This is a genomic window from Halomonas icarae (genome assembly GCF_009901955.1).
Taxonomy (GTDB): domain Bacteria; phylum Pseudomonadota; class Gammaproteobacteria; order Pseudomonadales; family Halomonadaceae; genus Halomonas; species Halomonas icarae.
In genome coordinates this window covers 2,108,051-2,120,758 of record NZ_WUTS01000001.1, presented here as the reverse complement: position 1 = coordinate 2,120,758, position 12,708 = coordinate 2,108,051, and the positions used below count along the sequence as shown (strand labels likewise).

14 protein-coding genes are annotated in these 12,708 nt (G+C 66.1%); 2 read left to right on the top strand and 12 right to left on the bottom strand.

The window, feature by feature from the left end:
• Positions 1–354: aldehyde dehydrogenase family protein (locus GRB80_RS16355; protein WP_161422843.1), on the top strand; the 354-nt coding region annotated here is incomplete at its 5' end.
• 76 nt (positions 355–430) lie between these two features.
• Here GRB80_RS16355 and GRB80_RS09725 read toward each other — a convergent pair.
• From GRB80_RS09725 to dauA, 3 genes are all read right to left on the bottom strand, one after another.
• Entirely contained in the window at positions 431–919 is a 489-nt protein-coding gene (locus GRB80_RS09725; RefSeq protein WP_161423442.1) for a CreA family protein, read from the bottom strand.
• Between the two features lie 27 nt (positions 920–946).
• Entirely contained in the window at positions 947–1,483 is a 537-nt protein-coding gene (locus tag GRB80_RS09720) for a TlpA disulfide reductase family protein (protein WP_202597199.1), read from the bottom strand.
• A gap of 91 nt (positions 1,484–1,574) precedes the next feature.
• A complete protein-coding gene (gene dauA, locus GRB80_RS09715; RefSeq protein WP_161423441.1) occupies positions 1,575–3,317 on the bottom strand; it encodes a C4-dicarboxylic acid transporter DauA in 1,743 nt (580 codons plus the stop codon).
• A 254-nt stretch (positions 3,318–3,571) separates the two neighbouring features.
• Between dauA and GRB80_RS09710 the strand changes: the two genes are divergently transcribed.
• Positions 3,572–4,024, top strand: a complete 453-nt coding sequence (locus GRB80_RS09710; protein ID WP_161423440.1) for a hypothetical protein — start codon at positions 3,572–3,574, stop codon at positions 4,022–4,024.
• Between the two features lie 53 nt (positions 4,025–4,077).
• Here the strand turns inward: GRB80_RS09710 and GRB80_RS09705 are convergent, their stop codons facing one another.
• The 9 genes from GRB80_RS09705 to GRB80_RS09665 form a co-directional block, all read right to left on the bottom strand.
• Positions 4,078–4,839, bottom strand: a complete 762-nt coding sequence (locus GRB80_RS09705; protein WP_161423439.1) for a DUF1499 domain-containing protein — start codon at positions 4,837–4,839, stop codon at positions 4,078–4,080.
• A 122-nt stretch (positions 4,840–4,961) separates the two neighbouring features.
• On the bottom strand, positions 4,962–5,414 hold the full coding sequence (locus tag GRB80_RS09700) for a hypothetical protein (protein ID WP_161423438.1): 453 nt from the start codon (positions 5,412–5,414) through the stop codon (positions 4,962–4,964).
• Positions 5,415–5,506: 92 nt separating this feature from the next.
• Positions 5,507–6,220 (bottom strand): response regulator, encoded by a 714-nt coding sequence (locus GRB80_RS09695; RefSeq protein ID WP_161423437.1) that lies wholly within the window; start codon positions 6,218–6,220, stop codon positions 5,507–5,509.
• Positions 6,217–7,653, bottom strand: a complete 1,437-nt coding sequence (locus GRB80_RS09690; RefSeq protein ID WP_161423436.1) for an ATP-binding protein — start codon at positions 7,651–7,653, stop codon at positions 6,217–6,219. Before GRB80_RS09690 ends, GRB80_RS09695 begins: the two co-directional genes overlap by 4 nt.
• 92 nt (positions 7,654–7,745) lie before the next feature.
• Positions 7,746–8,672: a LysO family transporter gene (locus GRB80_RS09685; RefSeq protein WP_161423435.1), complete on the bottom strand. Its 927-nt coding sequence runs from the start codon at positions 8,670–8,672 to the stop codon at positions 7,746–7,748.
• Positions 8,673–8,769: 97 nt separating this feature from the next.
• Entirely contained in the window at positions 8,770–9,513 is a 744-nt protein-coding gene (locus GRB80_RS09680; protein ID WP_161423434.1) for a hypothetical protein, read from the bottom strand.
• Between the two features lie 126 nt (positions 9,514–9,639).
• Positions 9,640–10,986 carry a nicotinate phosphoribosyltransferase gene (locus GRB80_RS09675; protein WP_161423433.1) on the bottom strand — a complete coding sequence of 449 codons (1,347 nt, stop codon included), beginning with the start codon at positions 10,984–10,986 and terminating at the stop codon, positions 9,640–9,642.
• Positions 10,983–11,504: a nicotinamidase gene (locus tag GRB80_RS09670; RefSeq protein ID WP_309663507.1), complete on the bottom strand. Its 522-nt coding sequence runs from the start codon at positions 11,502–11,504 to the stop codon at positions 10,983–10,985. Before GRB80_RS09670 ends, GRB80_RS09675 begins: the two co-directional genes overlap by 4 nt.
• A 143-nt stretch (positions 11,505–11,647) precedes the next feature.
• A complete protein-coding gene (locus GRB80_RS09665) occupies positions 11,648–12,583 on the bottom strand; it encodes a 2-hydroxyacid dehydrogenase (RefSeq protein ID WP_161423431.1) in 936 nt (311 codons plus the stop codon).
• Positions 12,584–12,708 lie beyond the last annotated feature (125 nt).

Below are 12,708 nucleotides of genomic sequence, written 5' to 3'. Positions count from 1 at the left end.
CTCAAGGGCCACAACAAGATGCGCGTCTTCCAGGAGGAGATCTTCGGGCCGGTGGTGGCGGTGACCACCTTCAAGGATGAGGAGGAGGCGCTGGCGATCGCCAACGATACCGAGTTCGGCCTCGGTGCCGGCGTCTGGAGTCGCGACATCAATGTGGCCTTCCGCATGGGGCGTGGCATCCAGGCCGGCCGTGTGTGGACCAACTGCTACCACCAGTATCCGGCGCATGCGGCCTTCGGCGGCTACAAGAAGTCCGGTGTCGGTCGCGAGACCCACAAGGTGGCCCTCGAGCATTATCAGCAGACCAAGAATCTGTTGGTCAGCTACGACATCAATCCGATGGGCTTCTTCTAACCCCGTGCCATTGGGGCACTGCCCCGACTGGCTTCGATCCTGTCGGCCCCGCCATCCGGCGTGGCCGACACCTTCCCTATTCGCTGACCGGCGCCTGCCAGGCCTGAGTGTTCCAGAGCGGCACGCTGCTAAGGGCATGCTTGAAGCTTCCGCTGGTCTCCTTGGTGCTGTAGACCAGATAGAGCAGCGTCTGATTGTCGGCATCGAAGATGCGACGCACCTTGAGGCTCTTGAACAGCACACTCTTGGAGCGGCGATAGAGCAGCTCGCCACTCGCCGAGGTGTCGATATCGGCCAGCATGGCGGGGGTGATGGGGCCGGTCTGGCGGCAGGCAAGGCTGCTGTCGGAAGGGTCGGCGAAGTCGAGGTCGGCCTCGATATTGCTGAGATGGCAGGTCACCCCAGGAACCTTGGGGTCGGTGAGGCTCTCGATCTTGATGTCCTTGGTGGTAAACAGGCCCAGCGAGACATCGCCCACCTCGTTGTCGTTGCCACAGCCGGCAAGCAACAAGGAGAGTGCGGCCAGGGCCAGCAGAGGGGTAGAGCGGGAGCGAACTCGAGGCATTGGGAATCCTGTCGAAGTCGAGGAGATTTAGTCTCTTGGCAGTCGCGCGATTCTACCCTCTTGCGCCGTCTGTCGCCTCCCGGGGGGCGCGTCAAGCCCCTTTGCCTCCTGCAGCAACTGGCCCAGATGCACGCCAAGTGCCAGATCCTCCTCGATGCCGAAGTGACGGTAGCGGAGCCGACCGCGGATATCGATCAACAGCGTGGTGGGAGTGCCCTCCAGTGCCCAGGCGCGCATCGTGCATGGACGAGGATCGTCGTCGCGGCTGGCGGTATCGACGCCGACCGGGAAGGCGTAGCGGTTCTCGGCCAGAAAGGCCGCCAGCGCACGGGGTGTCATCACGTCATGGTGCTCGAAGACGCTGTGAAGCCCCACCACGCTCAGCGGGGCATCAACCAGCTGGCGGGCAATCCGCTGAGTCTGCGGCAGGCCGTGGAGAACACAGCCGGGACAGAGCATCTGGAAGACATGGACCAGTACCACGCGCCCGCGCAGCATACCGAGCCTCAAGGGCGTGTCGCAGTTGAGCCAGCGGCTCACCTGCCAGTCGGGTAGTGCAGCCATGGGGGCCTCACCGAGTGGCCGTGGGTCTTCTTACTATGGTCGAGAAAGTGCCCTGACGGCCAGTCGCCCCGGGGCTCGCTCAAGCCGGGGGCTAGCCCGGTGAGCCCGCCAGCCAGCGTTCGGCGAGGCGTAGTGCCTGGCCCTGATTGGTCACCATCGCCAACCGTCCCGCTTCGCGGCGCAGGCCGGCGCGGCGCAATTTGAGGATCAGCGGTGCCGGCAGCCCCACGAACACCAGGCCTGTGCCACGCTCATGCAGCTCCTCGGCGAGGGTTTGCAGGGCGATGATGGCGGTGGCGTCGAGGCTGGGCACGTCGTGCATGTCGAGCAGCATCACGCGGATATCCGGGTCCACGACCTGCAGCGACGAGATCGCCTTCTCGGCGGCGCCGAAGAACAGCGGACCGTCGATATCATAGAGAGCCACGTCCGGGGGCAGATCCATGTCGCTGTCGCGATCACTCTGGTCGAGCCGACGGGTCTGAGTCACTTCGGCCATGCGACGAATGAACAGCGCCGCCGCCAGCCCCATGCCCACCGCCACCGCCAGTACCATATCGAACACCACCGTCAGCGCGAAGCAGATCACCAGGATCGCCACATCGCTGGCCGGGGCGCTCTTCAGGGTGTGGACGAAGTGGCGTGCCTCGCTCATGTTCCAGGCGATGATAAACAGCAGGGCTGCCAGTGCCGCCATGGGTACCAGGGCCAGCACTCCCGATAGCAGCACCACCGCCAGCAGCACCACCAGGGCATGCGTGACGGCAGCCAGCGGAGAGAAGGCGCCACTGCGGATATTGGTGGCGGTGCGTGCCAGTGCCGCGGTGGCGGTGATGCCACCGAAGAAGGGCGCGATCATATTGCCCAGCCCCTGGCCCACCAGTTCGGCGTTGGGATCATGGCGGGTGCGGGTAAGACCATCCGCCACCACGGCGCACAGCAGCGACTCGATGGCGCCTAGCATGGCGATGGCGAGAGCCGGGCCCAGCAGTTCGCGAATCAGGTCAAAGTCAACCACCAGCGGAGTGCCGTCCGGGCCGGGAAGCTGCCAGGGCAGCACCAGGCCTGGAGCGAAAGGTGGAATGCCGCTGCCGCTCTCGCCGTGAAGGCTCCAGCTGAAGCGCGAGGCGATGGTGTCGATCTCGATGCCGGCGGCTGTCGCGGCCAGGGCCGCCAGGGTACCTACCGCGAGCCCTACCAACGGGGCAGGAACCGGCAACTTGAGCCTCGGCCATAGTACCAGGGTGGCGAGCGTGATCAGGCCGATGCTCAGCTCGGCGGGGGCCAGCTCGGGCGACGCCTTCAGGATACGCAGCGCATTGTCCGGCGTGCTTTCGCCAAGCTCGAGCGAGAGCCCCAGAAAGTCCGGCAGCTGCAGCAGGGCGATGACCACGGCGATACCGGCGGTAAAGCCCAGCACGACCGGGTAGGGGACGAACTGTATCAGGCTGCCCAGTCGCGCCAGGCCCAGGGCCATCAGGATCAGCCCGGCCATCAGGGTGGCGATCAGCAGTCCGCCGATGCCGTGGTTGGCGACGATGGGGAACAGAATCACCACGAAGGCGGCGGTGGGGCCGGAGACGTTGAAACGCGAGCCGCCGGTGAGGGCGATGATCGCGCCGGCGACGATGGCGGTATAGAGGCCGTGCTGGGGGGGGACCCCGGTGGCGATGGCCAGCGCCATGGAGAGTGGTACGGCGACGATGCCGATGGTCAGCCCGGCGAGCAGGTCGCGCCGCAGCTCGGCCAGGCCGTAGCCCCGGCGCCAGGCGGCGACCAGGGCGCTGCCAGGAAGCGGAACCCGGTAACCGACGTCATCGGAGGAGCGAGACATGGCAACTCCTTTGCTTGCTAAAGAGCGGGGCTATTACGTTACGCCTTTATGTTGCGATGCCGCAAGGCTGCCCGGCTCGCTTAACCATAATGGTGAGCCAGACCAGGGGCCTTCCTGAATGGTAGCCCGCTGTTATTCTTCTGCTTCCGATGGGGCACTGCCAGGATGGAGCGAGGTGGTAGCGAGAATGGACTACGCTGGGCTTAGGTCCACAGGACCCGATCACTCATCTGGATACGCTCAAGAGGTGCGATATGACCACTTCAACGCTTACTGGCAAGGCTCCGCTACGCTGCATGCTGTTTTCCCTGCTGCTCGCCGCTCCCCTGGTCATGGCCAACGATGGCCAGGATCTCACCTTCGAGGGGGATGGTACCTTCAATGGGCCGCATGGCGGTCAGGAGGTCCATGCGGCTGTCGTCGATGTGGATTCCGGCGACGTGGTCGCCACCGAGTCCGGCACCGTCTCCGCCGATGAGGCTCCGGCCTTCTCGTTTGATTTTCCCGGTGTATTGAAGGAGGGCGGCAGCTATGAGGTGCATTACTGGATCGACTCCAACTTCGGTGGCGGCAGGGAAGGAGCCTGTGATCCCAAGGGCACCGACCATCAGTGGAGCGTATCGTTGGAGGCGACCAGCGAAGCACTGACGCATGAAGACACGCATCGGCCGGCAGAGCAGGCTGACGTCTGCGCCACCTTCGAATAATGTGTTCGGGCCGGCCTGACACTGTCGGACGGCCCACCGGCGAGCTCGGGAAACTAGTCGGATGATTCCAGGCGTCGCACCAGGTTTTCCATAAAGGTCAGGATGCGCGCCGCGTTGGTGCCGAGGTCGCTGACCCCCAGCCGAGAGGCGGAGCGCATGTCTACTCGAGTTCCGTCATCGGTCTCGTTCAGTCGGATCACCACGTCATCCTTGAAACCGAACCAGACAGTGGTTGCCGTGGCCTCGATTCGTGTGTCACTGACCGCGGCAATGTCCCACCCGGCACTGGTTACCTCGGCTTCGGCGGCCTCCCGTACCGTCTCGAGAGGCGCATTGAGCATCAGCGGCTGGATCGCCGGATAGGCCTTTCGCTGCTGCTGTGCGGTCATTTCGCCGGGATACTCCACCGTGTTGGGCGCGGCCCTGCGTGCCTCGATCAGAGCCAGGAAGGCGGGCGGGTTCTGCATGTCGGTGGTGATATCATGGATCGGCGGCACCGCCTGGGCCTGCTGAAGCTGTAGCCAGGGTATGGCGACCAGCGCTCCGCCGGCCAGTATCACCAGGCTGCCGAGCACGGCGGGCAGGGCGCGACGAGTGACAACGGCGATCAGCAGAGCCACCAGACCCAGTCCCGCAGCCCCGAGGGCGGTAAAGGCAGCGTAGCGCAGCAGGCCAAAGGCATTTCCCAGAGTGAGCAGATCCATGCGATACGCCGGGCCGGATAGGGCCATCGCCAGGGCCGCCAGGGTGGCGAGGATGCCTCCGATCAGGGCCACCTTGAAGGCCGGTCCGTGGTGTCTGCGCTCTGTCGTCATTGGCAAGATCCGGGTAGCTATCAGTCATTAACCAGCAGTCATTAGCCAGCAGTCATCAGCCAGCATGAAAAGGGGCCGGGTGTGCCCCGGCCCCTTTTTCACTACAAACTCAGCGTAGCGTATCAGTCGTTGTCATTGCCAGCGTGGTGACCGTGACCGTGACCGTGACCGTGCCTCTTGCCGTGGGCCATGCGGGCGGTCTGCTGCATCTCCTCGAACTGCTCATCGGTCAGCAGCTCGGCCAGTGCGGATCGGTGTTCGTCGCGCAGTTCCTGGTAAGCCTCGCGACGCTCCTCACGGGAGTCGAAGTCACGATCGCGCAGCTCGGCCATCTCGGCATAGTGAGCCTGGCGCAGTTCGCGCAGCTCGTCACGCTCCTCGTCGGAGAGGTCCCAGCCGTCAACCATCGCACGCATGCGGTGCTGCAGATCCTCGGCGCGGGCTTCCTGCCACTGCTGGCGACTCTCGGCACGCTCACCGTCGCTGGGCGCAGCGCTGGCCTGGAGCGCCAGCGGGGCGATCGCCATGGCGAGGAGGGCGGGGGCAAGCATCTTGCGGTAGCGTCTGGTCTGCATGAGAAGACTCCTGTTTCTCCTGGGTTGACAACGTCTACTCTGCGCCGGACCTGTGCAAGGGTCATGCAGCGAAGGTGCAAAGGTGGTGCAGGTCACTCCTCGGGTTGATACTTGTAGCCGACCCCGTAGACGGAGCGGATCACCTCGCGCTCGGGCCATATCTCGGCGATCTTTCTGCGCAGTTTCTTGACGTGGCTGTCGACGGTGCGCTCGGAGACGATGCGGTGGTCCCGGTACATATGGTCCATCAGCTGGTCTCGGGAAAAGATACGCCCCGGGGCATCCATCATCACCTTGAGCAGCTGGTACTCCACGGCGGTGAGTGCGAGGTCGTGACCATCCGCCAGGGCTCGCCAGCCCTCCTCATCGAGTATCAGATCACTGCCCAAGGCGCCAGGTCCGCTGGCCGGCTGAGTGCGGCGAAGCACCGCCTTGACCCTGGCGACGACCTCCCGAGGACTGAACGGCTTGCAGATGTAGTCATCGGCGCCCAGTTCGAGCCCCAGCAGGCGATCGACCTCCTCGACTCGGGCAGTCAGCATGATCACCGGCAGGGCAGGCCAGCGCTGACGGATCTCACGACACAGGGTAAGACCGTCGGTGCCGGGCAGCATCAGGTCGAGGAGCACAAGCGCCGGCCCTTCGGCGGCCTGGCGCGTCTCCTCCAGCCACGGTAACACGCTGTTGCCATGGTCCAGGTGGTGGGGCTCGAAGCCACTTCCGGCAAGGTAGTCGGCCACCAGTCGGGCGATCTTGGGTTCATCCTCGACGATAAGGATGCGCTGAGGGTGCTCGGCCTCGATCATGCGGTCTTCTCCTTGAACGTGGCGTCATCGAGTGGCGGGAAGCTCAGGATCCAGCGTAACCCACCCAGTGGAGAAGGGGCAGCGGTCATCCGGCCTCCATGAGCCTTGACCAGGGCGGTGGCAATGGAGAGCCCCAGACCACTGCCACCGCTAGCCCGGCTGCGCGACCCCTCGACCCGGTAGAGGCGTTCCGAGAGCCGCGATAGCTGGGAGTCCGGGACTCCGGGGGCGCTGTCATCCCACAGGATTTCGACGCCACGGGGGCCGCTTTCGAGGCTGATGTGCAATTGCCCGGGGGAGTGCGTGTAGGCGCAGGTGTTATCCAGCAGGTTGCTCCATAGCTGCCTCAGGCGGCTGGCATCACCACGTATCCAGGCCGACTTGGGGATGGCATACGACAGGGCAAGGCCGTTGTCGTCGAGCCAGCCGCTGCCTTCGTCGAGACGCTGGTGCAAGCTGTCGGCGATATTGAGTGGTGCCAGCTGAACCTCCAGGGCGCCGGCATCACTTTGCGAGAGCAGCCGCAGGTCGGCGACCAGGCGCTCGAGCTGCTTCACCTCCTGGGAGAGCGAGTGCAGGCTTTCGTGTTCCAGGGGCCTGATGCCGTCCTGCATCGCCTCGATCTCGCCGCGCAGCACCGCCAGCGGTGTGCGCAGCTCGTGGGCAATATCCGAGACCCAGCGGCTGCGCGCCTCGCGGCTGGCTTCCAGGGTGGCGGCGAGAATATTGAAGTCACGCGAGAGTCGAGATAGCTCATCATGACCGCGCTCTGGCAGGCGGGTGCTGTAATCCCCTTCGGTCAGGCGCAGGGTGGCCTGGGCCATGCCGCGGGTGCGGCGCCCCAGCCACCAGGAGAGACCACCGGCCAGCAGCAGCGAGGCCAGGCCGAGGGCGCCGGTGATGATGCCCAGGTTACGCTGCTGGCGGGTCAGGAAGACGTGCTCCATGCGGGCCATCAGCTGCTCAGGCGGGCGGTAACCGAGGGTCCCGACCCGCTGACCCTCATGCTCGATGGGCAACCAGCGCAGGGTGGCGGCCTCCTCGTCGTTGTTGGGGGGCAGGCCGATCACCGGCAACCCCTCGGCATCATGAAGCACGAAGTCCTTGGGGTCGCCCAGTCGCCGCTCAAGCCCCATCGGCGGAGGGCCGGCACCTGGCCACAGCTGGTGACGCACCAGACGATACCAGGCTCGGGGCGAGGCACGCAGCCACTGCCAGTCGCCGCGGCGTGACCACTCATCGGCGAGGCCCTTGACGAGGGTCTCGGCGCGCTGGGTCTGGGTCTTGTCCAGATACTCGAGGAAGCCCTGGTCGAGGCTTCGTGACACCGCCAGGAACACCAGGCCTGAGATGGCCACATTGACTGACAGGATGACCACGAACAGCTTGATGCCCAGCCGGGAAATGGCGGGGCGTGGCAGAGTCAGGCGCATGATTGCCTCACCGCGGGTGGAATGGGCCAACAGCATAACCCCGGGCGGCGCAGCCAATCGTCATGCAATGTGAAAACCCCGTGCAAGGAGGCTTACAGCGACAGCAGGAACAGGATCAGTGGCGGCGACAGCAGGGAGAGCAGAAAGCCCGAGACCACCGCGACCGGCACGCAGCCGACACCCCCATGCTGCTGGATCACCGGCAGGGTGAAGTCCATGGAAGTGGCACCGCCGTAGCCGATGGCCAGGGCGGCGTGTCGGCGGATCACCAGCGGGATCAACACGAAGGCGACGAGCTCACGGGTCAGGTCGTTGAAGAAGGCGACACCGCCCAGTGCCGGCCCCAGGGCGTCGCCCACCAGAATGCCCGACAGGGAATACCAGCCAAAACCGGCGGCCATGGCCAGCCCCTCGTTCCAGCGCAGATCCAGCAGTGGAGCGGCGAGCAGGCCGCCGACAAGCGAGGTGGCGGCAAGGGTGAGGGCAATGGCCAGACCGTGGTGATTGAGCAGGATCTGGCGCAGCGGCATGCTGGAGTTGCGCAGCTGGCAGCCGATCAGGGCCAGCAGGATATAGAGCACCCACTCGGCCAGGGTCTCGGCCATGGCGTGGAGCGGCAGGGGGGCCAGCCGGTCGGCGGCCAGCCCCAGCGCCACGCCGAGAATTACCACACCGACCAGTGCCAGCGAGCCGGACATCGCAGCAAGTTTGCTGGTCGGGGCGCCCGGCACCACACGGGCAGGGTCGGCAGTCAGTCCCAGGCGCCGCGACAGCCACCAGAGACCGACCAGGTTGCAGGCCGATGTCACCACGAACAACGCCAGCGCCTGGCCGCCCATGCGCGACAGCTGCCCGGCGAGGTTATCGAGGCCGGCGAGGCTGAAGCCCATCAGCAGCAGGATGCCATAGACCGAGGCATTGACCCCATGGTTGATCGCCGCCAGCACGGCAGGGTGACGGATTGGTACCAGGTAACCCACTACCAGGGGCAGCAGCACGATCAGCAGGCCGCTCAGCATGGAGACTCCCTTCCCTATATTGGCCGCCCCGTGGCGGCGTCTCGAAAAGCGGCTACTCTAGCAGGCGCGCTTGAGGCACCCAACCGCTGAAGCGACATTAGTCAGGGAGGGTTAGCCTGCTCAGTCTCAGCTGGCTGCGGCGCTTGCCATCACGGTGATAGTCGACCGACAGCAGCAGCCCGGGTACCTCGGGGTGGAAGCGAAACAGCAGCCGGCGGCTCGGCTTGTCGGCCTCCCAGGCTTCGGCCGTGATCGTCTCGAAGCTACCCGCGGGTAGCGTGATCCGTGAGCGGCCTTGAGTGTGGGCCCTGAGACGCTCCTCGCGCCCCTTGTGATCCAGGTAGCGGATATCGCAGGGGCTGTTGGCACAGTCGCCGCCGATGATGCGGCGGGAGAGCGTGAAGAGTGCCGTCTGACGATCTGGCAGTGCCTCGAGTGGCTCGGCATCGAGTTGATAGCTGTCGCCGACGCCCAGCAGTGCGTAGCCGCTGGCGTAATAGAGTGACTGAATTCCTTCGTCCTGAATCATGAAACGGCTGCGCTCACTGCCGCGGGCGACCCGTATATCGGTCTCCATCAGGCTTTCCCAGTAGTCACCCTCCCGGCTGAGGCGATGGTCGACATAGGCGGCCGGCCAGCCCTCGACCTCGAGCCGGTAACGCGCGGCGAAGGGGCGTAAGGCTATTGAGGTGGCGGCGGCAGCCCGAGGAGCGGCGCCGTTTTGGGCTGGCGTGGTCGGTGCATTGGCCAGAGCCATCAGCGGCAGGCAGGCGAGCAGCCAGGGCGCAAATAGGGCCAACTGGCCGCCGCGCCGGGACCATCGTATGGCTCGCTGGGGCATGGACGCTCTCCATCATGGGAACTGAGTGGCCCGCAGGGCCTTTGGCGATAAGAGGTCGCTGTGGGTCCTGAAGTTCCCCTTGACGTGAAGATGCCGCATTGCCGGCGACGCTATCAGGCAAGGGCATCAGGTGATGGAGCGGAGATGTTCCAGGGCCGACGAGAGCTCGACCGGGTAGTCGCCGTGCCCAGCCTCCAGTCGCAGCAGCTCCTCGGGAAGACGAGTCAGGCTGTCACTGACTCGCTCGCGAGCACCTTCGGCCAGGGCCATCCCTTCCTCGATCGGTTGACCGCCGCGCACCATGGGATGCAGCAGTGCCTCGCCTTCGACGCCTGTCTCATCGCGCAGGGCGATGACGTCGCCGAGGTAGCGGCCTTGCGCGTCCCGGCGGCGATAGACCTGCTTGGGGCAGGGCAGGTTGATCTTGCCCGGCGAGTGCTTGACCCGCGGCTCGCCGGCGTAGGCGACCAGCTTGTAGGAGAGATCGATCACCGGGGCGTCCGCGGAGACCCCCATCTGGGTGCCCACGCCGAAGGCGTCGATGGGCGCCCCCGCCTCGAGCAGCGCCGCGATCTGGCCTTCATCCAGGCCGCTGCTGGCGACGATCTGCACCTGCTCGAAGCCGGCGTCGTCGAGCAGGCGGCGCGAGCCCCGGGCCAGCTCGCCCAGGTCACCCGAGTCGAGCCGGATGGCCTTCACCGACAGGGCCGGCTCCTCGCGCATCAGCTCGATTACCTTCTGCACCCCTTCCAGGGTGTCGTGGGTGTCGACCAGCAGGGTGGTGCCGGGGTAGTGGCGGGCGAAGGCGCGGAAGGCCCCCCGCTCGCTGTCGTGGGCCAGCACGTAGCTGTGGGCCATGGTGCCGTTGAGCGCCAGGTCGTGGCGCAGGCCGCCGAGCACGTTGCTGGTGCCGGCAAGCCCCGCGGTGCGATAGGCGCGAACCCCGCGCACCGCGGCATCAATGCCGTGCATGCGGCGCATGCCGAAGTCCACCACCGGCCGGCCCCGTGCCGCCAGCACGATGCGCACCGCCTTGGACGCCAGCACCGTCTCCAGCTGCACCAGGTTCATCGCCAGGCTCTCGAGGAGCTGGGCCTGGGCGATAGGCGCCTCCACTTCCAGCAGCGGCTCGTTGGCGAACACCGGCGTGCCCTCGGGCAGGGTCCAGATGTCGCCCTCGAAGCGCCAGCGGGCCAGCCAGTCGAGAAACCCCGCCTCGAAGAGGCCGGTGTCGGCCAGGCGCGTAAGCGCCATGTCGGTAAAGCGCAGCCGGGCCAGCCGTTCGGCGGCGTGCTGTTGCCCGCAGGCGAGCATGAAGCGACGCTCAGGCGGCAGCCGTCGGAAGAACAGGCTGAAGGTGGCGACCCCGTCCATGGCCTCCTTCCAGTAGGCCTGGGTCATGGTCAGCTGGTAGAAGTCGGTGAGCAGGGCCAGCTCGTCCTCGTCCACCGTCAGCGAAAGCCGCTCGCTCATGGGCGCACCTCGACGCCGGCCTCGAGCAGCGCGTTGCGCACGTCGTCAATGGCGTCGGGATCGACCGCGGCGCTGAGGGCTTCGAGCAGGCGCACCGCGAAGCCCTCCCGGCAGGCGTCGAGCGCCGTGGCCTTGACGCAGACGTCCAGCGCCAGGCCGCACACGATCACCCGGTCGATGCCCCGGTCGCGCAGATAGCCGGCCAGGCCTGTGCCGTCGAAGGCGGAGTAGGCGTCGGCGTCGAAGGCCGTGGCCTTGCTGACGCGTACCGTGTCGGCGGGCAGCGCCAGACCGGGATGGAAGGCCGCCCCCGGGGTGTCCTGCACGCAGTGCACGGGCCAGGGGCCGCCACGATGTTCGAAGCTCGCGTGGTCGACGGGATGCCAGTCCCGGGAGGCGACGACCAGCGCCTCCGCCGCCCGGGCCGCCTCGATCTCGGCGTTGATGCCCGGCACCAGGGCCGAGCCGCCGCTCACCGCCAGGGCGCCGCCCTCGCAGAAGTCGTTCTGCATATCCACGACGACCAACACGTCGTGGGGACCATAGTGGTCGTTGTCGCGCATCACGCACCTCCCGGGAGGTATTGGGGTGTCTCTCCAGAGGGTAGGGGCTGTGTCGTCGTTAGTGTAGGTATCGATTGATCACGACCCCGATCAGGGACTCAGTAACCGGCCTTGGGGTCGACGACGTCGATCGGTGCACCGTTCGCGAGGGAGCGCAATGCCTCGGCTACCTGATCGAGGGCCTCCACGAGGGGAGTAGGGCCCGCCATGTGGGGCGTGATCCACACCCGCGGGTGGGACCAGAGCGGACTCGTCTCGGGCAGGGGTTCCTCGGGAAAGGCATCGAGGACGGCGCCGCGCAGGCGACCCTCGACAGTGCTGGCGCCGAGGGCGTCGAGCAGGGCCGCCTCGTCGATCAGGGTGCCTCGCCCTGGGTTGATCAGGCTGGCGCCCTCGGGCAGCAGGGCGAGGGTTCGCGCATTGATGATGTGCCGGGTGGCGGGAGTATCGGGAAGCAGCAGCACCAGGCTCTTCACCTGGCTCAGCAGCGCCTCCAGGCCGTTATCGCCGTGGTGGCAGGTGATGTCGTCGAGACGCTTGGGCGATCGGCTCCAGCCATGGACCGGGAAGCCGTCGGCAGCGATCATCGTCGCGACCCTGGCGCCGATGGCCCCCAGCCCCAGCACGCCTACCGGCCAGTCGGCCTTGTCGCACATGGTGTGCTCCCGCCACTCTCGTGCATGCTGCCGGCGACGGTAGCGATCGAAGTCACGCTGGAAGTGCAGCAGACCATAGCGCACATAATCACCGATCGGTTCGGCCATGCCGGCGTCACGCAGCTTGACGATGGGCACTCCGGCCGGGAGCTCGGGATTGTTCAGCAGGGCATCCACCCCGGCGCCCAGGTTGACGATGCCCTTGAGCGCCACGAGCTCGCTCAGCAGTGACGCCGGAGGCTTCCACGCCACCAGATAGTCGGCTTCGCGACGCTTGGCTGCCGGTGCCGCACTGGTGAATATCTCGGCCTCGGGGAGGCGGGCCGCCAGTGCTTCCTGCCAGCGCTTGGGCTCGTCGTTGTGGACCAGTACCTTCATGTTTCCTCCCGGATGACGTGATGCCTCCATCATCTCTGGAGTGGTGACCATGAACAAGCCCGTTACTTCCGAGCTCTCAACATAAGGAAGTGCTTGACCCTCTACCATGGGTAGGCAGTAACCTT